This is a genomic window from Klebsiella sp. RHBSTW-00215, from assembly GCF_014103785.1.
GTDB lineage: Bacteria > Pseudomonadota > Gammaproteobacteria > Enterobacterales > Enterobacteriaceae > Klebsiella.
Genome location: NZ_JABXQS010000001.1, coordinates 1,285,399 through 1,307,119, shown reverse-complemented (window position 1 = coordinate 1,307,119; position 21,721 = coordinate 1,285,399). Strand labels below are relative to the sequence as shown.

The window sequence follows — 21,721 nt, the reverse complement described above, 5'->3', positions numbered from 1 at the left end:
AAATAACTCCCAATTAATTTTCTGCTAGCCAGCTATCAACCCGGGAACGAACCTGTCCCACTTTGACGCCGTAAATAACCTGAACTTCATTACGATTTCGTACTACGCCATTTGCGCCGGTGCTTTTTAATATGGCATCGTCAACCAGTTCCATATTATGAACTGCGACGCGCAGGCGGGTGAAACAGTTGTCGACGGAAATAATATTTTCTTTACCACCTAAGCCATTGATAATTTCATTAGTCACCGTCTGCGGTTCGCCCATTTTTTTACGATAATCCGCTTTGCTATATAGCTTCACGTTTTCATCGTCTTCACGACCCGGCGTTTTGAGATTTAGCTTAACCACCAGAGTGCGGAAGATAACGTAGTAGACGGCAAACTGACCGATACCGATAAGTACATAGCCTGGCCAGCGTGTTAAGGAAGCCGGTAGCGGCAGGTTGTAAATCAGGAATTCAATCAGCCCGGATGCGCCCCAGGGACGAACGGTAAAGATGTCGCAAATTGCCTGTGAGGCCGCGGTTAAGGTGGCGTGAATCACCCACAGCAGCGGTGAAACAAACAGGAAGGTAAACTCAATGGGCTCGGTGATACCGGTCAGCATCGAGGTAATAATGGCGGGCAGCAGGATTGCTTTGGCCATCATTTTTTTCTCCGGTTTCGCCGTGTGGTAGAACGCCAGCGACGCACCGGCGAGGCCGAAGATGGTGGTCATTCCCTGCTGCGAGAAGCGCAAAGCTTCGTTCATCACCGGAGTGAGATCCGGGTGGCGCATATAGGCGAGGAAAATGGCCTGAGTACCGGAAACTACCTGCCCGTCGACGCTCAGTGAACCGCCGATTTGCGTGAGCTGGAACGGCGACCAGACGAAGTGGTGCAGGCCGGTAGGAATAAGGAATTTTTCGAAGAAGCCATAGACGAAGACCCCCGCCACGCCGGCGTTTTTCATAAACCCGGTCAGCGCCGCGATACCGTGGGTCATAAACGGCCAGAACCAGGTAAAGGCGATAGCATAGAAGATGACGACCGGCGTCATCGCCACCAGCGTTAACTTCGCGCCACCGTACATGGAGAGTGCGCCGGGCAGTTCGATGGTCGACACTTTGTTATGTACCCAGGCGATGGTGCAGCCGAGAATAATCCCGAGAAATATCCCCATATCGACGACCACAAAACCCAATAGCTGGGTTTGTCCGGTGCCGTAATATTCGCCGTTAATTTTTTCTGCGAGGCCGTTGGTGTGCTCCAGCCACGAATGGTTGGCACCGAGAAACATGATAAAGCACATGACCGCAACCAGCGCCACTTCAGTTTTTTTATCTTTCGCCAGGCCGTAACTGATGCCAACGCAAAATAATAAACCGAGGTTGCCAAATAATGGCCAGAAGGTGTCACCAAGAAGCTGCCCGAGCTGGTGTAAAAAGCTGGTCTCAGAAATTAACGTCGGGTTGGTTAAGACAGAACTGAGTGCCAGAATTAGGCCGATGACCGGCAAGAACAATACTGCGCCGATCATTGCCCTGGAGAATTTTTGCATATTCTCCATAATACGTTGGCGTATTACAGACATGGTTGTTCCTTTATTTTTGTAGGTTCAGGGACTTTAATTATTTTTTTGACTTCCAGTGTTTTTGTTATAGCAAGTCCGCTATTTGAAAGGAACAGGTTGCGGGAAATAGGTACAAATAGCCGCAAAATGGCAACAGGTTTCATCTGCGGGAATATTACCCTCATCCCATCCCTCTCCCTGGAAGGGAGAGGGGGCCGATCGGTGCGGGTATAAAAAAGGTACTTAAAAAATAAAGAGCGCAGAGGGCGGTTCCCTCTCCCCGGCGGGAGAGGGTTAGGGTGAGGGGAAACTAGGGTGTAGAAATTACCGGAGCAGCAGGAGCCTGGGCACTGGTGACCTCCCCGTTGCGCATCACCTGTGCAACCTGCTGCTTCTCCATATTAATTGCACTGAGTTGACCGTTGACGGTCGGTTTTAGCGGCGCATCCGCCAGCACGCTGCCGGTGGCGGTCAGCTGCACGTTACCATCGCCGGAAACCGGCAGCGCTGGCCAGCCCCAGGCTTGCAAAATATTCAGCGGCACGCCGCGGCCGTTCAGGCTCAGGTTGACCAGGCGCTGCGGAAGCTGCGATACCGCCGCGGTGGCTTGCAGGATACCGCGCTCGGTAAAGGCGCTAAGCTCGTTAACGTTCACCGTCGAGGCGTTGGCGCTGAGCTTCAACGATGGGCGGCGAACGTCAATGCGGTTAAAGGTGGCGGCAGCGGCGTTCAGCGTTGCGCTGCCGTTCCATATACCCCAACTGCGGTCCTTCACCAGCTGCAGTTCGCCGCCGTAGCCGTCGAGGGCGGTGATCTGCCACGGGAATTCAGGTTCAACATCAATGACCAGATTGCGGCTGGCGCTGAACTTCTTCAGGGTCAGGCTCTGTAACCATTCCGGCAGTTGCTCCATCCACAGCTGTTTCCAGTTGCCCGGCAGCGTATATTCCAGACCGGCGAACGCGGCGTCATCCAGCACCAGAGCATGTCCGGCACGCAGCCAGTTGCCGGAAGTGCGCACCATCCCGCCTTCCCAGCGTGAGGTGAATTGACGCAGCGCGATACCCTGCGGCGAAAATCCGGCATTCAGGATAGGGTCGAGGAAATGCAGCGAGCCGTAAATAAACTCGTTGGCATTCATTGACAGGGTGCCATCCTGGCTTTGCCAGTCGCCATGGCTGAGAGTGAGATTACGCAGGTTAAGATCGAGGCTGCTTACCGCCCAGTCAGGCCCTTGCAGGCTGGCATCGGTCATATCGAGACGGCCAATCTGTAGTGAAGGCAGCGTGGTGAGCGGCGTGAAAAAGTCGGCGAGCGATTTATCGCTTTGCAGGCGGATCTCGCTGAGGCGTAAATTATCGACCTGCCAGCCGCCGTTGGCGTTGCGTTTCGCCGTCCCGGTCATCGTGCCGCGGGCAACATCAGCACCGATGGTCGAGAGCGCCACTTCACCGTTATCGATACTCCCCTGAATCAGCACATTGCTGGCTTCGATGCCGTTCAGCGTCATCGACCCCGCGCTCATCTGAATCTGCGTTTTTTTACCGAGGACGTTGCCCGCTTCCGGTGCCCACGGGCTGACGCCGCCGGTGACGCGCTGAGCGCTGAGATCCCAGTCGCTTTCCGGACTGTTAAACGCCATGTTGCGCAACTGTAGGCGGTCGGCGGCGAACGGTAAGGCTGCTGATGAAGGCGAGAAGTTCAGGGTGCCATCGCTGAGGACTATCTCGTCGGCATGCAGTGGGTCGCTAAACTGGCGGCTGCTAAAGCCGATATCCACCGTTTTAGCCACCAGCGTCGCCGGTTTGCCGTCACGACCAAGGGTGACGTTTTGCAGTTGCAGGTGCATTGGCGAGGAGAAATTGTGGTCCATTTTGTTGAAAGAGACCTTCCAGCCGGTACCGTCGCTTAGCCAGGCGCTGGCCTGGCGTGCGCCCCACTGGGTTTGCAGCAGGAAATAAACCGCAATGATCACCACCAGCAGGGCAATCAGCAGCCAGAGAATCAGCTTTCCGAGAAATTTCATGATCTTCGATCCTGAGCGAGGCACATAAGGCTGTTATGCCCGAATTATGCGCAATCCTCAAGACAGGAATTGTGTAATGAGATGATGTGAGGTGGATGATGTACATGCCCCGGCCAGCATCACGCGGCCAGGGCATCAGGCAGGATTAGTTTTTCTCTGGCGGGAAAACCAGGTTCAGCACGATTGCCGTGATACCACCGGCAGCGATACCGGAGGAGAGCAGGTTCTTCAGCCAGTCAGGGGCGAACTGCAGAATCAGCGGCTGCTGGGAAACGCCAAGGCCTACGGCCAACGACAGGGCGATAATCAGGATCGCGCGGCGGTTCAGCGGTTCGCGGGAGACGATGCGCACGCCGGAGGCGGCGATGGTGCCGAACATCACTAACGTTGCGCCGCCGAGTACCGGCTCAGGGATATGTTGCACGAAGCCGCTTACCGCCGGGAACAGGCCGAGCACGATCAGCATCAGCGCGACCACAAAACCGACGTAGCGGCTGGCGACACCGGTCAACTGAATCACGCCGTTGTTCTGCCCGAAACAGGAGTTCGGGAAGGTATTAAATACTGCCGAGACGAACGAGTTCAGGCCGTTAGCCAACACGCCGCCCTTCAGACGCTTCATATATAGCGGGCCGGAAACCGGCTGCTCGGAGACGTCGGAGGTGGCGGTGATATCGCCGATAGTTTCCAGCGAGGTAATCATAAAGACCAGCATCAGCGGCAGCAGCAGATTCCAGTCGATGCCCAGGCCGTAGTAAAGCGGCGTGGGTACCATAATCAGGCTGCTGTCGGTTGGCGCGGTATTGGTTGGCAGCATATCGAGGAACCAGGCTGCCAGATAACCCGCTGCCATGGCGATCACCAGCGAGGCGATGCGCAAATAGGGGTTGCGCTGGCGGTTAAGGATAATAATCAGCGCCAGCACGATACCCGCCAGCAGCAGGTTTTTCGGCGCGCCGAAGGTGTTATCAGCCATGGCCGCGTAGCCGCCGCCGATAGAAGTGAGGCCAACCTGAATCAGCGACAGACCGATAATCATCACCACCACGCCGGAGACCAGCGGGGTAATGATGCGCCGTGCGAGGTGCAGTACGCGGGAGATGACCATTTCCGTGCAGCTGGCCAGCATCAGGGTACCGAACAGTGCAGCCATCATGGTTGGGACATCGGCGCCGCCGGTTTTCAGCGCGGTACCGCCCATAATCAGCGGCGCGACGAAGTTAAAGCTGGTGCCCTGAATTGAGAGCAGCCCGGAGCCAACCGGGCCCCAGGCTTTAATTTGAATAATGGATGCGACACCGGAGGCGAACAGAGACATGCTGATGATGTGTTGCGTATCCTGAGCCGGGAGGCCCAGAGCCTGGCAAATTAACAGCGCCGGGGTGATGACTGCGACAAACATCGCCAGCAGGTGCTGGAAAGCGGCGAACAGAGTTTGCGGTAGCGGTGGGCGGTCTTCAAGGCGGTAGATTAATTCGCTGACTTGCTTATGCGCAACCGGTTGCGCATTTTCTGACTCTGCGGTGTTAACGGACATCACAACAATCCCAAAGGTGGCAAAGCGGGGATTTTATCGGACTGTAGACCAAAAGCAAACGTTTGCCACTCTTTAGCGATAAATATTTATACAGGGAATAGGCTTAGAAAAATTATTAACATTTTGTATGCTTGATCGCATCAATATCCCTACAAAATATCTTTTTCTGTCATTTTTTCCGTACTTCTGCTTAAAATCCCCTCCCGATTACTCATGATGAGAAGCAATCGACACCGGGAATACCGTCGCGTGTGAATGGATCATGCGCCTATAAGGAGCTCTTTTTATGTTTCATCTCGATACCTTATCGACGCTCGTTGCCGCAACATTAGTGCTGCTACTGGGTAGAAAACTCGTTCAAACCGTCCCTTTCCTGAAGACATATACCATTCCTGAACCCGTTGCGGGTGGCCTGCTGGTGGCATTGGCCTTACTGGCGCTAAAGAAAAGCATGGATATCGAAATTGATTTCGATATGAGCCTGAAAGATCCGCTGATGCTGGCGTTCTTCGCCACCATCGGCCTGAACGCCAACCTCGCCAGCTTGCGGGCTGGCGGCAAAGTGGTGGGTACGTTCCTGATCGTTGTCGTGGGACTGCTGCTGCTGCAAAACGCCCTCGGTATCGGCATGGCGAAGCTGCTGGGCCTCGACCCGCTGATGGGGCTGCTGGCGGGTTCCATTACCCTTTCCGGCGGTCACGGCACCGGCGCGGCGTGGAGTAAATTGTTTGTCGAGCGCTATGGTTTCGCCAACGCTACCGAAGTGGCGATGGCCTGCGCAACCTTTGGCCTCGTGCTTGGCGGCCTGATCGGCGGCCCGGTGGCGCGCTATCTGGTTAAGCACTCTTCCTCACCGGACGGCACGCCGGACGATCAGGTTGCACCGACCGCGTTTGAAAAGCCGGAAATGGGGCGCATGATCACCTCGCTGGTGCTGATTGAGAGTATCGCGTTAATTGCCATTTGTTTGACGGTAGGTAAGTTCGTTGCGCAACTGCTGGCGGGAACCGTATTCGAGCTGCCGACCTTTGTTTGCGTGCTGTTTATCGGCGTGATCCTCAGCAACAGTTTGTCGGCGTTGGGGCTGTATCGCGTGTTCGATCGCGCGGTGTCTGTATTGGGTAACGTCAGCCTGTCGCTGTTCCTGGCGATGGCCCTGATGAGCCTGAAACTGTGGGAGTTGGCGTCGCTGGCGCTGCCGATGATTGCTATTCTGGCGGTGCAGACGGTGGCAATGGCGCTGTATGCGGTGTTTGTGACCTATCGAATGATGGGGAAAAACTACGATGCCGCCGTTCTGGCCGCCGGGCACTGCGGCTTTGGCCTCGGCGCGACGCCGACGGCGATTGCCAATATGCAGGCGATTACCGACCGTTTTGGCCCATCGCACATGGCGTTTCTGGTGGTGCCGATGGTGGGTGCGTTCTTTATTGATATCGTTAACGCGCTGGTCATTAAGCTGTATCTGCTGTTGCCGATGTTTGGCTGATAAAAAACCCGGAGGCGGTGCTGCGCACCTGTCCGGGCTACAAGATCGTGCTGTTTGGGGTTTTGTAGCCCGGCTAAGGCGTTTACGCCGCAAGCCGGGAATACCTCCAGCTCTTACCCCTCGTCGTGCTCTTCCCACGCTAACGCGCGTTTTACCGCTTTCTTCCAGCCGCTATAGCGAACGTTACGCTCGGTAGTTTCAATCCCCGGGCGGAATTCACGTTCGATAACTGCTTTCTCCTGCAACTCATCCAGATTCTGCCAGAAACCCACCGCCAGACCGGCCAGATAGGCAGCACCCAGTGCGGTGACTTCGCGCACTTCAGGGCGTTCTACGCGGGTGCCGAGAATGTCGGACTGGAACTGCATCAGGAAGTTGTTGGCCACCGCGCCGCCGTCGACGCGCAGAGCGTGCAGACGGATCCCTGAGTCAGCCTGCATCGCTTCCAGCACGTCGCGGGTCTGATAGGCGATCGACTCCAGCGTGGCGCGAATAATATGGTTAGAGTTCACGCCGCGGGTCAGGCCGAAGATTGCGCCGCGGGCGTACGGGTCCCAGTACGGTGCGCCGAGGCCGGTAAATGCCGGGACCACGTATACGCCGTTGGTATCTTTCACTTTGGTGGCGAAATATTCGGAATCGAACGCGTCGCTGATCAGCTTCATCTCATCGCGAAGCCACTGGATGGATGCACCTGCCATAAACACCGCACCTTCCAGCGCATAGTTCACTTCGCCGCGCGGGCCGCAGGCGATCGTCGTCAGCAGGCCGTTTTCAGATTTCACCGCTTTCTCGCCGGTGTTCATCAGCATGAAGCAGCCAGTGCCGTAGGTATTTTTCGCCATCCCTTCTTTAACGCACAGCTGACCGAACAGCGCCGCCTGCTGGTCGCCCGCGATACCGGCGATCGGAATACGCGTGCCGCCTTTACCGCCGATATTGGTCTGGCCGTACACTTCGGAAGACTTGCGTACTTCCGGCAGCATGGCGCGGGGGATATCCAGCGCGTCGAGCATTTTGTCGTCCCAGTCCAGCTCGTGGATGTTGAACAGCATGGTACGCGAGGCGTTGGTGTAGTCAGTGACGTGCACGCGCCCCTGGGTCATTTTCCAGATAAGCCAGGTGTCCACGGTACCGAACAGCAGCTCGCCGCGCTTAGCGCGTTCGCGTGAGCCTTCGACGTGGTCAAGGATCCATTTCACTTTGGTGCCGGAGAAGTACGGGTCAACCACCAGGCCAGTGGCCTTGCGAATGTACTCTTCCATACCGTCGCGCTTGAGCTGCTCGCAGATTTCAGCGGTACGACGGCACTGCCAGACAATCGCGTTATAAATCGGTTTACCGGTTTCGCGCTCCCACACGATAGCGGTTTCACGTTGGTTGGTGATGCCGATTGCGGCGATTTCATCGGAGCTGATATCGGCTTTTGCCAGCACTTCTACCAATGTGGAGCTTTGGGTCGCCCAGATCTCCATCGGGTCGTGCTCAACCCAGCCGGGCTTCGGATAAATTTGTTCAAATTCTCGCTGAGAGACGCTGACGATATTGGCATCGTGATCCATTACAACGGCGCGGGAGCTGGTGGTGCCCTGGTCGAGCGCTACGATATATTTTTTGTCGGTCATAGTATGAGTCCCGTAGTCAGATTACAGCGAAGCGTTGTGTTGCGTTGTAGAGGAGGATGAGGCTTCTTTCTCTTCGACAACGCAGGTGTCGCAAGGCAGGTGGCGGCCAATCAGCTTGCGGTAGCAGAATGCGCCTAGCGCAGCACCGACGATTGGCGCACACAGCGGCACCAGGAAATAAGGAATATCTTTGCCACCCGTGAAGGCGACATCACCCCAGCCAGCAAGCCAGGCGAAGGTTTTCGGTCCGAGATCGCGTGCCGGGTTCATGGCGAAGCCGGTCAGCGGGCCCATGGATGCGCCGATAACGGCGATCAGCAGACCAATCAGCAGCGGTGCCAGCGGGCCGCGTGGCACGCCGTTGCCATCATCGGTCAGCGCCAGAATGACGCCCATCAGGATAGCGGTAATCACCATCTCTACCGCGAAGGCCTGCACAAAATTGATATGCGGGTTCGGGTAAGTGGAGAAAATGCCAGCCAGCTCAAGACTTTCGACGCTACCGCGCACCATATTGTGGCTATGTTCGAAATCGAAGAAAAGATTGTAATAAAGCCCGTAAACTAAAGCCGCAGCGCAAAAGGCGCCAGCGAATTGCGCAATGATAAAAGGAACAACTTTACGTCCGTCGAAGCAGGCAAACAGCCACAGCGCGATGGTGACCGCTGGGTTAAGGTGCGCACCGGAAACCCCTGCGGTCAGGTAAATCGCCATAGCGACGCCCAGACCCCAGATGATGCTGATTTCCCATTGACCGAAGCTGGCTCCCGCGACCTTAAGTGCAGCGACGCACCCAACGCCGAAAAAGATCAACAACCCGGTACCGAGGAACTCTGCGATGCACTGGCCTTTTAGTGTTGATGTTTGGCTCATAATCGAATCCTGAAGCGTAGTGATGATTATTGTATGTGTGAAGGTCGCAGGCGACCACGCTGCCATGTAGGCATAGTGTTAATTTATCGTTAACGAACAAAAACGAGAAATATCGAAATTCAAATGTGTGTACTACGTCAAGAAAATGAGCGTTTTCGCGCCATAAACGCGTATTCGGTCATTTGCGGGTGCGTTTCACCACTCATTTTTTTAACCCATTGATTAACAATTACGAAAAAGTAACGGGAAAAAGCGGTGAACGAACCAGGTAAAGGCCGAAAAGTGTCGCAAACCGCAATCTACGCGGGTTGTCGCTGGACAGGGGCGGCGGGGCTTCATACAATCGACTACATCACCACGGTAGTGCGCTAATTTTCGTTAAGGCGTCAACGCGTATACGAAACGGACGGTTTCTATCAACGCCTTGCAAGTTCAGGAGAGGTATGACGATGTCATTAGAAGTGTTTGAGAAATTAGAATCTAAAGTCCAGCAGGCGATTGATACCATCACTCTGTTACAGATGGAAATCGAAGAGCTGAAAGAAAAGAACAACACGCTGGCGCAGGAAGTACAAAGCGCACAGCACGGTCGTGAAGAGCTGGAGCGTGAAAACGGTCAGCTGAAAGAACAACAGCAGGGCTGGCAGGATCGTCTGCAGGCGCTGCTGGGCCGCATGGAAGAAGTATAATGCTTCTCGCCCTCTCCCGTCCGGGAGGGGGCAAATTCTCCTCGTCATATATACTCACAAGTTATAGCCAATCTTTTTTTATTCTTTAATCATTGGTTCGCTTTCTGGCACGCTTAATTCATCACAACACGACATAAAGAGAGCGGTGCGATGAATAAGTGGGGCGTAGGGTTAACTCTGTTGCTGGCATCCGCCAGCGTTCTGGCAAAAGACATTCAACTATTAAATGTTTCTTATGATCCGACGCGCGAGCTGTACGAACAGTACAACAAAGCGTTTAGCGCGCACTGGAAGCAGGAAACCGGCGATAACGTGGTGATTCGTCAATCCCACGGCGGCTCCGGCAAGCAGGCGACCTCGGTGATCAACGGCCTTGAGGCCGATGTGGTAACCCTTGCGCTGGCTTATGACGTTGATGCGATTGCTGAACGTGGTCGGATCGACAAAAACTGGCTCAAACGCCTGCCGGATAACTCCGCGCCGTATACCTCTACCATCGTGTTCCTGGTGCGTAAGGGCAATCCGAAACAAATTCATGACTGGAACGACCTGATTAAACCGGGCGTATCGGTGATTACTCCGAATCCGAAAAGCTCCGGCGGCGCGCGCTGGAACTATCTGGCGGCCTGGGGCTACGCGCTGCACCAGAACAACGGCGACCAGGCTAAGGCTCAGGAGTTCGTGAAAGCGCTGTTTAAGAACGTCGAAGTGCTGGATTCCGGCGCACGTGGCTCGACCAATACCTTCGTAGAGCGTGGGATTGGCGACGTGCTGATTGCCTGGGAAAACGAAGCGCTGCTGGCAACGAACGAACTGGGCAAAGATAAATTTGAAATCGTGACCCCGAGCGAATCGATTCTGGCCGAGCCGACCGTTTCGGTCGTCGATAAAGTGGTCGATAAAAAAGGCACTCGCCAGGTGGCGGACGCTTATCTGAAGTATCTCTACTCGCCGGAAGGCCAGGAGATTGCGGCGAAGAACTTCTATCGCCCACGTGACCCGGATGTGGCGAAAAAATACGCCAATGAATTCCCGAAACTGAAACTGTTCACTATCGATGAAGAGTTTGGCGGCTGGACCAAAGCGCAGAAGGAACACTTCTCCAACGGCGGCACCTTCGACCAGATTAGCCAGCGTTAATTATCACTTCCATTCCCCGCTCGCGCAGCGCTTAGCGGGGCTACAGCTCTTGTAGCCCGGGTAAGGCGTAAGCCGCGACCCGGGGCAGAGTAGTCTGTTAGCCCGGACAGGCGCGTCAAGCGCCGTCTCCGGGAAAAAGATCCCGTACCTCTTCCTGTTTTCATTTAGTCATTAAACTGCGCTACTCTTCCGGTTCCGGCTGAGACAGGAAAATATAATGCGAAGAGTACGATACCTTTTATTGGTACTGCTGGTGGTGGTTCTGGCGGCGGTGGCCGGAGGCTACTACTGGCTCCATTCCGGCAACCCTGACGCGTTGCGGAAAATTGTTCTGCAACAGTGCGTCCCCAACCAACAGCAGAATCAAAATCCCGCGCCCTGTGCGGAAGTCAACCTCAAGGGCGGCTATGTCCTGTTCAAAGACCGCAATGGCCCGCTGCAATATCTGCTGATGCCAACCTACCGTATCAACGGCACCGAAAGCCCGCTGCTGCTTGATCCACTGACGCCGAATTTCTTCTGGCAGGCCTGGCAGGGGCGTGAAATCATGAGCCAGCATCGTGGCTCTGCCGTATCGGATGATGCGGTCTCATTGACAATTAATTCGCGCAGCGGACGCACGCAAAATCATTTCCATATCCATATCTCCTGTTTACGGCCTGATGTTCGTACTCAACTGGACAAAGAGGCTTCCGTCATTAGTAGCCGCTGGTTGCCGCTGCCTGGTGGGTTAATGGGCCATGAATATCTGGCTCGCCGGGTTACTGAAACGGAGCTGGCGCAGCGCAGCCCATTCCTGATGCTGGCGGAAGAAGTACCGGAAGCGCGTGAGCATATGGGCCGTTTTGCGCTGGCGATGGCGAAGCAGAGTGATGGCTCGCTGGTGCTGTTAGCAACCGAGCGTAACCTGCTGACCCTCAATCGCGCATCGGCGGAAGAGATTCAGGATCATAACTGCGCGATTTTGACGGATCGCTAGTTTTCTTCGCACTACTCTCCTTTCCATTATCTTGTTGATTCTTATCCCGGTTTGAAATCGGGGTAAGATCCTGTGCGTAAAATTATGTGAAACCGATCAAAAGATATAAAGGTATACCTTTATATCTTTTTGGGAATCGTTACACTCTTCTCATAGCCACCACAGAGCGCTTGTCGGATGGCTTATTTATAAAAACGTTTTTATTTCATGTAGTGACATCATTAATTGTTCACCAGATTTGCGCTGCTAAGCGTAAAGGAATATCAACATGAAACTTTCTATTGTGGAAAAAATCGGTTTCGGCGCAGGGGATATGGCAATAAACGTAGTAATTATTGCCATGCAGCTGCTGCTCGCCTATTTCTATACCGATATCTACGGCCTGAGCGCCGCTGATGTTGGCGTATTGTTTGTGGTTGTCCGAATGATTGATGCCATTATTGACCCGGCTATGGGTATCCTCACCGATAAGCTCAATACCCGTTGGGGGCGCTATCGCCCGTGGCTGCTGTGGTTTGCTATCCCCTTCGGCTTCGCCGTTTATTTGATGTTTATTACGCCTGATATGGCTTATATGGCCAAACTGGCGTGGGCCTATGGCACCTATATTCTTATGACTCTGGTGTATACCGCTATCACCATCCCCTATATTTCGATGATTGGCGTGATTACCAGCGATCCCGTTGAACGGCTTAGCGCAAACGGCTATCGCTTTGTGATGACCAAAATTGCCGCTTTCCTGGTGACTATTGTGGTACCGATGCTTGCCGTCTGGCTGGGGCAGGGTAATAAGGCTTTGGGCTATCAGTTTTCGATGGGCTTAATGGGGGCAATGGGTGCGCTGCTGTTTATCTTCTGTTTTCTCACCACTCGCGAACGCAGCGAACCGGAAATTACGTCGTTATCAGTAGGAAAGCAGTTTAAGTATCTGTTACGTAACGATCAGTGGATTATTCTCGGCGTTGTTATTTTGCTGCTGATGTGCGGTTATGTTATTCGCGGTTCCGTCGCGGCTTATTACGCTAAGTATTATCTCAATGGTGGAGACAGCCTGATTTCACCGTTCCTGACCACCGGCGTTATCGCTTCCATTCTGGCGATGATTGCCACCACCTGGATAACCAAGTTCTGGGACAAAATTAAAATGTTCCGCTATACCCAGCTCGTCACTTTTGTTCTGAGCGCGCTGATGTATTTCTGCGTCGGTCGTGAAAATCTCGTGCTGGCATTTACATTCTATTTCCTCATTAATTTCTTCTGCGACATGCAAATGCCGGTGTTCTGGTCCTCTATCGCTGAAGCGGTGGATTACGGAGAAAAGAAAACGGGTTTGCGCGTTTCCGGCCTCGCGTTTGGCGGCATTCTTTTCTTCCAGAAATTTGGTATGGGGGTTGCGGGCGGCGTGCTGGGATTCCTGCTAAGCCATTTTGGTTATCAGGCCGATGTTGAACAGAGCGCACGTTCGTTAACGGGTATTGCGCTGATGATGACGCTGATTCCAGCTCTGTTCCACCTTGCGGTTGGGCTGCTTATGAAAAAGTATCTAATTAACAATGAATATTATCGTGATATTCAGCTTTCTCTGGCGCAGAAACAGGCATAAGGAGGCGCGAATGAACGTTCTGAATAAGGTTTGGGTTATCGGTGATGCCTCCGTCGATCTGGTGCCGGAAAAACAGAATAGCTACCTGAAATGCCCCGGCGGCGCATCGGCGAACGTGGGAGTGTGCGTTGCCAGGCTGGGCGGAGAGTGTGGCTTTATCGGCTGTCTTGGCGATGATGATGCCGGGCGTTTTCTGCGTCAGGTTTTTCAGGATAACGGCGTGGATGTCTCTTTTCTACGCATGGATACGGCCCTGACCAGCGCGGTGCTAATCGTCAACCTGACGGCTGACGGGGAACGCAGCTTTACCTATCTGGTGCATCCAGGTGCCGATACCTACGTTTCGCCGCAGGATCTGCCGCCGTTCAGGCAGCACGAATGGTTTTACTTTAGCTCAATTGGCCTCACCGACAGCCCCGCCCGTGAGGCGTGCCTTGAGGGGGCGAGAAGAATGCGTGAAGCGGGTGGCTACGTACTGTTTGACGTCAATCTACGCAGCAAGATGTGGCGGGATACCGGTGAAATACCGCAACTGATCGCCCGGTCCGCCGCGCTTGCCTCTATCTGTAAAGTCTCGGCAGATGAACTTTGCCAACTGAGCGGCGCCAGCCATTGGCAGGATGCGCGTTATTACCTGCGCGATCTGGGCTGCGACACCACCATCATCTCATTAGGCGCTGATGGCGCGCTGTTGATTAACCCTGAAGGTGAGTTCTGTTTTCCAGCACCACACGTTGGGGTCATCGACACCACCGGAGCGGGTGATGCGTTCGTCGGCGGCCTGCTGTTCACCCTTTCCCGCGCAAATTGCTGGGATCATGCCCTACTGGCAGAAGCCATCAGCAATGCCAATGCCTGCGGCGCAATGGCGGTGACGGCAAAAGGGGCAATGACCGCACTGCCGTTTCCCGAGCAGCTCAATACTTTTCTTTCCAGCCATTCGCTGGCACAAGCCATGACCGTGAAATAAGGAGTCATCATGCACGTTGATCAAAACAAAATACTGGGATGCCTGGTTGGCGCCGCCGCCGCAGACGCGATGGGAGCAGCGACGGAAGTACGCACCCAGCAGCAAATAAAAGACTATTTTGGCGGTTGGGTGACGACCTTTCAAAAACCGCCAGCCGATACTTTTGGCCGCTGCAATGAAGCGGGCATGTGCACGGATGATTTTATTCAGGCTAAGTACATTATGGACGCGCTGCTGCGCCATCAGCGTGAGGTCAGCGACGAAGCGATGCGCGAGGCCTTCCAGCAGTGGCTGGATTATCCTTACTACGCCAACTTTACGGGGCCCACGACGCGCGCGGCGATGAAAGCGATCTTTAACGACAATCGCGCCTCTTTGCAGGGAGAGCTGGAAGGCGAAAAACAGTCGGTACAGATCATTAATAAAGGTAACGCGGAAGCAACCAACGGCGCGGCCATGAAGATTTGGCCAGCGGCTGTGCTGCATCCTGGTAATATCGACGCGGCAATTCAATGTGCGTTGCAGATTTGTCGATTTACCCATAACAACGTGCTGGCGATGTCAGGCGCCGCGGCGATGGCGGCGGCAACCAGCGAGGCTTTAAGAGCGCAGACCGATGCAGGCAGCATCATTGCTGCCGGTATCTACGGTGCGCAAAGAGGCTATCTGCTGGCGCAGGAACAAGGGGCGATGATGGTCGCCGGACCTTCCGTTGCCCGACGCATTGAGCTGGCCGTGGATATCGCTAAACGTCATCGCCATTGGGAAACGGCGATAGTGGACATTGCTGATATTATTGGCTCCGGGCTGCACGTCAGTGAAGCGGTACCCGCCGCCTTTGGCCTGTTCGCGTGTTGTCCGAATTCTGCCGTAGATGCTATTATCTCCGGCGTTAATATCGGCAATGATACTGATACCGTCGCCACTATGGTTGGGGCGATTTCCGGCGCATTCCATGGCGTGGAGGCTTTTCCCGCCGATTATTTAACGACCTTGGATCGTATGAATCATTTCGATTTGGCAGAACTGGCCAGGCAAATCGCAGGGTAGCGAATTCACCCTGCCGGGGACGGTAACACGTCCCCTGCTGGCGAAGACGTGAGGTGCGCAGTTTGCAGGTTGATAAAACGAGCTTTACTCCGCTTTATAAGCAACTATTTTTTATCATCTGTCAGCAGATCCAGAATGGGTCTTTGCCTTTAGGCAGCCAGCTGCCGACGCAAAAAGAGATTGCCAGGACTTATAACGTCTCGCTGATTGTGGTGAAACAGGCCTGGAGCGAGCTGATCAATGCGGGGATTATTTCGTCCCAACGCGGGAGCGGTTCGGTAGTCTGCTCCGTGCCGGAAGGTGTGAGCTATGGCCACACGTTTCGCGGTATTACCAGCGATCTCCAGGACGCCAGCGTGGCGATTGAGAACCGTATTCTGGAAATCGCGCCGCGTCGCGCGCGCGATGCTCAGGCTGATGGCCTGAGCCTGCCCACACAGCATCATTATCTTTATATTTCGCGTGTTCGTTGCCTGAATAACCGTCCGTTCAACCATGAGAAGATTTATCTCGATCTCAGCTTCTTTCCTGGACTGGAACTGACGCCGCAGGCGCTGGAGCATACGTCGCTCTATTCGCTATTGAACGTGACCAGCGACTCGGCGATTGAAAAAGTTGAGGCGATTTTACCTTCCGCCGAACTGTGTGAAAAATTGCAAATTGCCGCGAATAAACCGCTGTTATCTGTCGCCAGACAGACATTTCAAGCCGGACACGATAGCCCGTTTGAATATTGCCGTTATTATGTGCTGTCTGAATACTTTGGCGAAATTCATTATCACTGATCTATCTGCTCCAATCCTGCGATAACCCCACTATATCTGGCATTTACCTGCTTTACTGTCCATCGTATTCTTGCTGAAAAAATCGTCAGGAGACAGGTATGTCGCTCTGGTTGTCCCATCCTCTGTTCCTTCCTTCCATCATCGTTGGCATCACGATTCTGCTCTGGGCGACTTCGTTACTGCCGGAGTTTATGACCGCGTTGCTGTTTTTTGCCGCCGCGATGATCGCCAAAATCGCGCCGCCGGAGGTTATCTTTGGCGGCTTTGCTTCATCGGCCTTCTGGTTGGTGTTCAGCGGCTTTGTGCTGGGGATCGCTATTCGCAAAACCGGGCTGGCGGACAGGGCGGCCCGCTCGCTCTCGTCGCGGCTGACCGATTCCTGGCCGCTGATGGTCGGCAGCGTGGTGCTGCTCAGCTATGCCTTAGCCTTTGTTATGCCGTCCAATATGGGGCGCATTGCGCTGCTGATGCCGATTGTGGCGGCGATGGCAAAACGCGCGGGGATTGAGGATGGTACGCGCGGCTGGTATGGGCTGGCGCTGGCGGTTGGCTTCGGCACCTTCCAGCTGTCGGCGACCATTTTGCCTGCTAACGTTCCGAATCTGGTCATGAGCGGCGCGGCGGAAGGCTCATACGGTATCCACCTGAATTATCTACCCTATTTATTGCTGCACACGCCGGTGCTCGGTTGGCTAAAAGGGGCGGTACTGGTTGCGCTGATATGTTGGTTGTTTCCCGGAAAACCGCATCCGCCGCGCGACATGACGCCGCTGCCGCCGATGAGCCATGATGAGAAGCGCCTTGCATGGCTGTTAGCGGTGGTGTTGACGCTGTGGGTGACGGAGAGCTGGCACGGCGTGGGGCCAGCCTGGACGGGGCTGGCGGCGGCGGTGATAACGCTTCTGCCGCGCGTTGGTTTTATCAACGGCGAAGAGTTTTCCAGCGGCGTAAATATTCGTACCTGTATTTACGTTGCCGGGATTCTGGGGCTGGCGATCACTGTCACCCAGACGGGTATCGGTAGCGTGATGGGAAATGCGCTGCTGCATATTATGCCGCTGGATAAAGAGAGTCCGTTTACCAGTTTTCTCGCATTGACCGGTATTACCAGCGCGCTGAACTTTATTATGACTGCCAACGGCGTACCAGCGCTGTATACCACCTTCGCGCAGAGTTTTTCCGACGCCACCGGCTTTCCGCTGCTGAGCGTGATTATGATTCAGGTGCTGGGGTATTCCACGCCGTTGCTGCCGTATCAGGCATCACCGATTGTAGTGGCTATGGGACTTGGGAAAGTACCTGCTCGAGCGGGAATGCTGCTGTGTATCGCGCTGGCGGCGGTGAGCTATTTAATTCTGCTACCGCTGGATTATTTGTGGTATCAAGCGTTGGGAAAACTGTAGCGGGATAAGAAAACCCGGAGGCGGCGCTTGACGCGCCTTGTCCGGGCTACCAGGGACCTCCCCGGTTGCGAAGCGCTACCGGGGAGGTCCCTGGTAAAGCTATTACGCGTTTTTAGCCGCTTCTGCTGCTTTAACGATCACTGCGAAAGCGTCTGCTTTCAGAGATGCACCGCCAACCAGCGCGCCGTCGATGTCCGGCTGGGTGAACAGCTCAGCTGCGTTGCCTGCGTTAACGGAACCGCCGTACTGGATGATCACTTGTTCAGCGACTTTCGCATCAGCTTTCGCGATGTGGTCACGGATGAATTTGTGAACCGCCTGAGCCTGAGCAGGGGTCGCAGATTTGCCGGTACCGATCGCCCATACTGGTTCGTAAGCGATAACTACGCCTTCGAATGCGGCTGCGCCCTGAGTTTTCAGAACGGCGTCAATTTGACGTGCGCAAACTTCTTCGGTTTTGCCCGCTTCGTTTTCTGCTTCGGTTTCACCGATGCACAGAACCGGGATCAGACCCTGTTCTTTCAGTACCGCGAATTTTTTAGCGATCAGTTCGTCGGACTCTTTGTGGTAGGTACGACGCTCGGAGTGACCAATGATGATGTACTGGGCGCCAATGTCTTTGAGCATTTCAGCACTTGTTTCACCAGTGAATGCGCCGGACAGGTTCAGGTCAACATTCTGCGCGCCCAGGTGGATGTGGCTGCCCGCAGCGGCTTGTTTAGCCAGGTCGATGTACATTTCAGGCGGAGCAATTGCAACTGCACAGCCGGTAACGCCAGCCAGTTCTTTACGCAGGTTAGCAACCAGCTCGTTTACCATGTGGCGGCTGCCGTTCAGTTTCCAGTTACCCATCACTAAAGGATGTCGCATTTTAATTCTCCACGCTTCAAAGCGAATTAAGGAATATAGCCGCCCCCGAGGGCAGCATGGTCTGTGAAACAGTATAGAGATTCATCACTGGAAAGGCTTTGCTTTTTGTCATTTATTGTTGTCTTCCAGCGTATCAGATAGCGCCAGCTTAATCGGTTCAACAGCGAAGGTCAGCCCCTTTTCGCCGTTATCCGCCACCACATAGCGCACTGCGCCTTCGGTTTCCGTGAAGTAGCGTTTTCCTTTCCCTGCAGTCAGCAGTTTTTGCAACTTCAGCTGGCTTTGCGCCTGGCTAAGCGTCGGCACGAAAGCACGTATAACCGCGCTCATATACTCCTGCGCTTTGGCTTTCGCCGCTTTCTGCTGCGGCCCCTGGATCGGTAGCCAGGTGACCTGCATCGATTTAATTTTGAGCGTTCCGCGCTCAAGAGCGGTAGAGGCGTAAAGATTCTCGCTGATTTTGCTGGCTGCGCGAGTCAGGTTTACCCGATCGCGGTTGGAGGATATTGCACGGAATTCATTAAGCGGTAGCTTTGGGTTGTCGGTATTAAATTTTTCCCGAAACTCGCTGATCGAGATGTCAAAGACCGGCGCACCGGAGAGAACATAGGGAGCCGTAGCGGCGGAATCAGATTCAGCGGACAGCGCCTTTTGGCCGACAGATAGCGCTGTCAGCCCAATCAAACACAAGGTTGCCCACTTCTTCATGCCCGTCCTTCCTTTTTTTGCCTGCTGACGATTAAAACGGGAACCGCCACGCTTGTCAAAAAGTCACGCCTTCAGGGTAAACTACGCAGGTGATGATGATAAGGAATAAAATATGACCTTACAGCAGTGGCTGTTCTCAATTAAAGGGCGCATCGGGCGTCGTGATTTCTGGATTTGGATTGCCATCTGGATTATGACCATGAGCGCGCTGTTCACGCTGGCTGGCAGTAATCTTCTCAATTTGCAGACTGCGGCTTTTATCCTGGTATGCCTGCTGTGGCCTACGGCGGCGGTCACGATTAAACGTTTACACGATCGTGGTAAATCAGGCCTGTGGGCGCTATTGATGATTCTGGCGTGGATGCTGCTGGCGGGAAACTGGTCGATGCTGCCCGGCGTCTGGCAGTGGGGCGTTGGGCGGTTTATACCGACGCTGATCATCGTCATGATGCTTATCGACCTGGGCGCGTTTGTCGGCACCCAGGGGGCAAATAAGTTTGGCAAAGAGACGCTGGACGTTCGCTGGAAAGCGGAGTCCTGATTACCAGTAGTGCTCGGCGGTCATATGGCCCGGTCGGCGACGCAGATGTTTGCTCATCTGCCGGGTTTCTTTGAGCAACTGCTGGGTATCGCGCACCATCTGCGGGTTACCGCACAGCATGACGTGGCTGCTTTCAGCGCTCATCGGCAGACCAACGGCCTCTTCGAGCGCGCCGGTTTCGATCAGGAAAGGAATACGTCCCGTTAGCATGCCCGGTACGGTTTCCCGGCTGACGACCGACTGGATGCGCAGCTTGCCCGCATAATGTTGTTCCAGCGCCTGCATCTGCGGCAGATAGCTGAGATCGGCGGCATAACGTGCGGCGTGGACCAGCACCAGATTTTTAAAGCGATCCAGGTCTTTCCCTTCTTCCAGAATCGACAGGTACGGGCCAATTGCCGTGCCGGTGGCTAACATCCACAGCGTGTCGCAATCAGGCACCTCTTCCAGCACGAAGAAACCAGCGGCCTCGCTGACAACCTGCACCTCATCACCCGGCTTCAGTGCGGCCAGGCGTGGGCTGAGTTTGCCCTCTGGCACCGTCACCAGATAGAACTCAAGATCGGGATTGCTGGGGGCGTTGACGTAGGAGTAGGCCCGCTGCACGCGTTCGCCGTCAACATCAAGGCCCAGTTTGGCAAACTGCCCGGCGGTGAACGGATCAACCGGCGCGTGAACGGTGAGGCTAAACAGTGCATCAGTCCAGTTTTGTACTTTTACCACTTTTCCTGTAACCCAGTTTGCCATCGCGTCTCTCCTCTCAATCTCGTTAGCGTATCTTCACCGCGACGAGAGAAGATTTCCAGCCCGAAAAGGCTGGAAAGCTCTATTGATCAAATGTTTTACAGGATGTGCAGCTGGATATCCGGGTCTTTACGATCGAGATAATGAATCGACTGAATGCGACGAATGGTGCGGGATTTGCCGCGGATCAGCAGCGTTTCGGTGGTCGCCATGTTGCCCTTGCGAGTGATGCCATCCAGCAGGTCGCCTTTGGTGATGCCTGTGGCGGAGAAAACGACGTTATCGCTGCGCGCCATCTCGTCCAGACGCAGCACTTTGCCTGCTTCGATGCCCATCGTCTGGCAGCGTTCCAGTTCGTTTTCGCCGATGCGGCGGTTCTCTTCGCTGTCGCCCTTAACGTGATGACGCGCCAGCAGACGGCCGTTCATATCGCCGTCCAGCGCGCGGATAACGGCGGCTGAGACGACGCCTTCCGGTGCGCCGCCGATGCCGTACATGACGTCAACTTCGCTGTCCGGCATACAGGTCAGAATGGATGCCGCGACGTCGCCGTCGGGGATGGCGAACACGCGCACGCCCAGTTTCTGTAGCTCAACAATGACATCGTCGTGACGAGGCTTAGCTAAGATGGTGACCGTTAATTCATTCAGCGGTTTATTCAGCGCGCGGGCGACGTTATGCAGGTTCTCCGCCAGCGGCAGGTTCATATCAATGGCACCTTTCGCGCCCGGACCGACAATCAGCTTTTCCATATACATATCCGGCGCGTTCAGGAAGCAGCCCTTATCGCCTACCGCCATCACCGCCAGCGCGTTGGCCTGGCCCATGGCCGTCATGCGAGTGCCTTCGATGGGGTCTACGGCGATATCTACCGCATCGCCTTTGCCGGTACCAACGCGCTCGCCAATGTACAGCATCGGCGCTTCGTCGATTTCGCCTTCGCCAATCACGATGGTGCCATCGATATTGATCAAGTTGAGCATAATGCGCATGGCGTTGACCGCAGCGCCGTCGGCGGTATTTTTATCACCGCGGCCTAACCACTTATAGCCTGCCAGGGCAGCAGCTTCGGTGACACGCGAAAATTCGATAGCCAGTTCTCGTTTCATGATTCACTCATCTGAAGAAAAATTATGC

The 21,721-nt window shown here is 54.6% G+C and carries 19 protein-coding genes; 10 read left to right on the top strand and 9 right to left on the bottom strand.

The genetic code is table 11. The features are described 5' to 3' along the window. Positions 1-13: 13 nt before the first annotated feature. The 3 genes from HV127_RS06275 to xanP all read right to left on the bottom strand — a co-directional run bounded on the left by HV127_RS06275 (position 14) and on the right by xanP (position 5,115). Positions 14-1,573: a PTS transporter subunit EIIC gene (locus tag HV127_RS06275; protein ID WP_182235332.1), complete on the bottom strand. Its 1,560-nt coding sequence runs from the start codon at positions 1,571-1,573 to the stop codon at positions 14-16. A gap of 289 nt (positions 1,574-1,862) precedes the next feature. Next, on the bottom strand, positions 1,863-3,578 hold the full coding sequence (locus HV127_RS06270) for an AsmA family protein (protein ID WP_182235331.1): 1,716 nt from the start codon (positions 3,576-3,578) through the stop codon (positions 1,863-1,865). 145 nt (positions 3,579-3,723) lie between these two features. After that, positions 3,724-5,115, bottom strand: a complete 1,392-nt coding sequence (gene xanP, locus HV127_RS06265; RefSeq protein WP_110276931.1) for a xanthine/proton symporter XanP — start codon at positions 5,113-5,115, stop codon at positions 3,724-3,726. Positions 5,116-5,401: 286 nt separating this feature from the next. Between xanP and gltS the strand changes: the two genes are divergently transcribed. Then, complete coding sequence (gene gltS, locus HV127_RS06260; protein ID WP_182235330.1) at positions 5,402-6,604, top strand: sodium/glutamate symporter; 1,203 nt, start codon at positions 5,402-5,404, stop codon at positions 6,602-6,604. Between the two features lie 113 nt (positions 6,605-6,717). On the opposite strand, the gene glpK is transcribed toward gltS, so the two are convergent. Together glpK and HV127_RS06250 are read right to left on the bottom strand one after the other, a co-directional pair. Continuing rightward, complete coding sequence (gene glpK, locus HV127_RS06255; RefSeq protein ID WP_182235329.1) at positions 6,718-8,229, bottom strand: glycerol kinase GlpK; 1,512 nt, start codon at positions 8,227-8,229, stop codon at positions 6,718-6,720. 21 nt (positions 8,230-8,250) lie between these two features. Next, on the bottom strand, positions 8,251-9,102 hold the full coding sequence (locus HV127_RS06250) for an MIP/aquaporin family protein (protein WP_181484418.1): 852 nt from the start codon (positions 9,100-9,102) through the stop codon (positions 8,251-8,253). 443 nt (positions 9,103-9,545) lie between these two features. Here HV127_RS06250 and zapB point away from each other — a divergent pair, with 443 nt between their 5' ends. The 8 genes from zapB (at position 9,546) to HV127_RS06210 (ending at position 17,721) form a co-directional block, all read left to right on the top strand. Next, entirely contained in the window at positions 9,546-9,791 is a 246-nt protein-coding gene (gene zapB, locus HV127_RS06245; protein WP_110276935.1) for a septal ring assembly protein ZapB, read from the top strand. 150 nt (positions 9,792-9,941) lie between these two features. Continuing rightward, positions 9,942-10,931: a sulfate ABC transporter substrate-binding protein gene (locus HV127_RS06240; RefSeq protein ID WP_112216051.1), complete on the top strand. Its 990-nt coding sequence runs from the start codon at positions 9,942-9,944 to the stop codon at positions 10,929-10,931. A 217-nt stretch (positions 10,932-11,148) separates the two neighbouring features. After that, positions 11,149-11,910 carry a CDP-diacylglycerol diphosphatase gene (locus HV127_RS06235; protein ID WP_182235328.1) on the top strand — a complete coding sequence of 254 codons (762 nt, stop codon included), beginning with the start codon at positions 11,149-11,151 and terminating at the stop codon, positions 11,908-11,910. Between the two features lie 268 nt (positions 11,911-12,178). Then, positions 12,179-13,513: an MFS transporter gene (locus tag HV127_RS06230; RefSeq protein WP_182235327.1), complete on the top strand. Its 1,335-nt coding sequence runs from the start codon at positions 12,179-12,181 to the stop codon at positions 13,511-13,513. A 10-nt stretch (positions 13,514-13,523) separates the two neighbouring features. Beyond that, on the top strand, positions 13,524-14,483 hold the full coding sequence (locus HV127_RS06225) for an aminoimidazole riboside kinase (protein ID WP_182235326.1): 960 nt from the start codon (positions 13,524-13,526) through the stop codon (positions 14,481-14,483). A 9-nt stretch (positions 14,484-14,492) separates the two neighbouring features. Next, on the top strand, positions 14,493-15,533 hold the full coding sequence (locus HV127_RS06220; RefSeq protein WP_182235325.1) for an ADP-ribosylglycohydrolase family protein: 1,041 nt from the start codon (positions 14,493-14,495) through the stop codon (positions 15,531-15,533). A gap of 62 nt (positions 15,534-15,595) precedes the next feature. Then, positions 15,596-16,318: a GntR family transcriptional regulator gene (locus HV127_RS06215; protein WP_182235324.1), complete on the top strand. Its 723-nt coding sequence runs from the start codon at positions 15,596-15,598 to the stop codon at positions 16,316-16,318. Positions 16,319-16,416: 98 nt separating this feature from the next. After that, positions 16,417-17,721, top strand: coding sequence for an SLC13 family permease (locus HV127_RS06210; protein ID WP_182235323.1), 1,305 nt, complete (start codon positions 16,417-16,419; stop codon positions 17,719-17,721). 102 nt (positions 17,722-17,823) lie between these two features. Here the strand turns inward: HV127_RS06210 and tpiA are convergent, their stop codons facing one another. Both tpiA and HV127_RS06200 read right to left on the bottom strand, forming a co-directional pair. Then, positions 17,824-18,591 carry a triose-phosphate isomerase gene (gene tpiA, locus HV127_RS06205; protein ID WP_181484425.1) on the bottom strand — a complete coding sequence of 256 codons (768 nt, stop codon included), beginning with the start codon at positions 18,589-18,591 and terminating at the stop codon, positions 17,824-17,826. Positions 18,592-18,699: 108 nt separating this feature from the next. Then, positions 18,700-19,299 (bottom strand): DUF1454 family protein, encoded by a 600-nt coding sequence (locus tag HV127_RS06200; RefSeq protein ID WP_182235322.1) that lies wholly within the window; start codon positions 19,297-19,299, stop codon positions 18,700-18,702. A gap of 112 nt (positions 19,300-19,411) precedes the next feature. Here HV127_RS06200 and HV127_RS06195 point away from each other — a divergent pair, with 112 nt between their 5' ends. Then, positions 19,412-19,840, top strand: a complete 429-nt coding sequence (locus HV127_RS06195; protein ID WP_004126694.1) for a DUF805 domain-containing protein — start codon at positions 19,412-19,414, stop codon at positions 19,838-19,840. Here HV127_RS06195 and fpr read toward each other — a convergent pair whose 3' ends face one another. Together fpr and glpX are read right to left on the bottom strand one after the other, a co-directional pair. Next, complete coding sequence (gene fpr, locus HV127_RS06190; protein WP_182235321.1) at positions 19,841-20,587, bottom strand: ferredoxin--NADP(+) reductase; 747 nt, start codon at positions 20,585-20,587, stop codon at positions 19,841-19,843. Positions 20,588-20,682: 95 nt separating this feature from the next. Continuing rightward, a complete protein-coding gene (gene glpX / locus HV127_RS06185; RefSeq protein ID WP_182235320.1) occupies positions 20,683-21,693 on the bottom strand; it encodes a class II fructose-bisphosphatase in 1,011 nt (336 codons plus the stop codon). Positions 21,694-21,721: the final 28 nt, after the last annotated feature.

Bases quoted from the DNA above. Each gene is read 5' to 3' on its own strand.
- HV127_RS06275 (WP_182235332.1), bottom strand. From the start codon at position 1,573: ATGTCTGTAATACGCCAACGTATTATGGAGAATATGCAAAAATTCTCC.
- HV127_RS06270 (WP_182235331.1), bottom strand. From the start codon at position 3,578: ATGAAATTTCTCGGAAAGCTGATTCTCTGGCTGCTGATTGCCCTGCTG.
- xanP (WP_110276931.1), bottom strand. From the start codon at position 5,115: ATGTCCGTTAACACCGCAGAGTCAGAAAATGCGCAACCGGTTGCGCAT.
- gltS (WP_182235330.1), top strand. From the start codon at position 5,402: ATGTTTCATCTCGATACCTTATCGACGCTCGTTGCCGCAACATTAGTG.
- glpK (WP_182235329.1), bottom strand. From the start codon at position 8,229: ATGACCGACAAAAAATATATCGTAGCGCTCGACCAGGGCACCACCAGC.
- HV127_RS06250 (WP_181484418.1), bottom strand. From the start codon at position 9,102: ATGAGCCAAACATCAACACTAAAAGGCCAGTGCATCGCAGAGTTCCTC.
- zapB (WP_110276935.1), top strand. From the start codon at position 9,546: ATGACGATGTCATTAGAAGTGTTTGAGAAATTAGAATCTAAAGTCCAG.
- HV127_RS06240 (WP_112216051.1), top strand. From the start codon at position 9,942: ATGAATAAGTGGGGCGTAGGGTTAACTCTGTTGCTGGCATCCGCCAGC.
- HV127_RS06235 (WP_182235328.1), top strand. From the start codon at position 11,149: ATGCGAAGAGTACGATACCTTTTATTGGTACTGCTGGTGGTGGTTCTG.
- HV127_RS06230 (WP_182235327.1), top strand. From the start codon at position 12,179: ATGAAACTTTCTATTGTGGAAAAAATCGGTTTCGGCGCAGGGGATATG.
- HV127_RS06225 (WP_182235326.1), top strand. From the start codon at position 13,524: ATGAACGTTCTGAATAAGGTTTGGGTTATCGGTGATGCCTCCGTCGAT.
- HV127_RS06220 (WP_182235325.1), top strand. From the start codon at position 14,493: ATGCACGTTGATCAAAACAAAATACTGGGATGCCTGGTTGGCGCCGCC.
- HV127_RS06210 (WP_182235323.1), top strand. From the start codon at position 16,417: ATGTCGCTCTGGTTGTCCCATCCTCTGTTCCTTCCTTCCATCATCGTT.
- tpiA (WP_181484425.1), bottom strand. From the start codon at position 18,591: ATGCGACATCCTTTAGTGATGGGTAACTGGAAACTGAACGGCAGCCGC.
- HV127_RS06200 (WP_182235322.1), bottom strand. From the start codon at position 19,299: ATGAAGAAGTGGGCAACCTTGTGTTTGATTGGGCTGACAGCGCTATCT.
- HV127_RS06195 (WP_004126694.1), top strand. From the start codon at position 19,412: ATGACCTTACAGCAGTGGCTGTTCTCAATTAAAGGGCGCATCGGGCGT.
- fpr (WP_182235321.1), bottom strand. From the start codon at position 20,587: ATGGCAAACTGGGTTACAGGAAAAGTGGTAAAAGTACAAAACTGGACT.
- glpX (WP_182235320.1), bottom strand. From the start codon at position 21,693: ATGAAACGAGAACTGGCTATCGAATTTTCGCGTGTCACCGAAGCTGCT.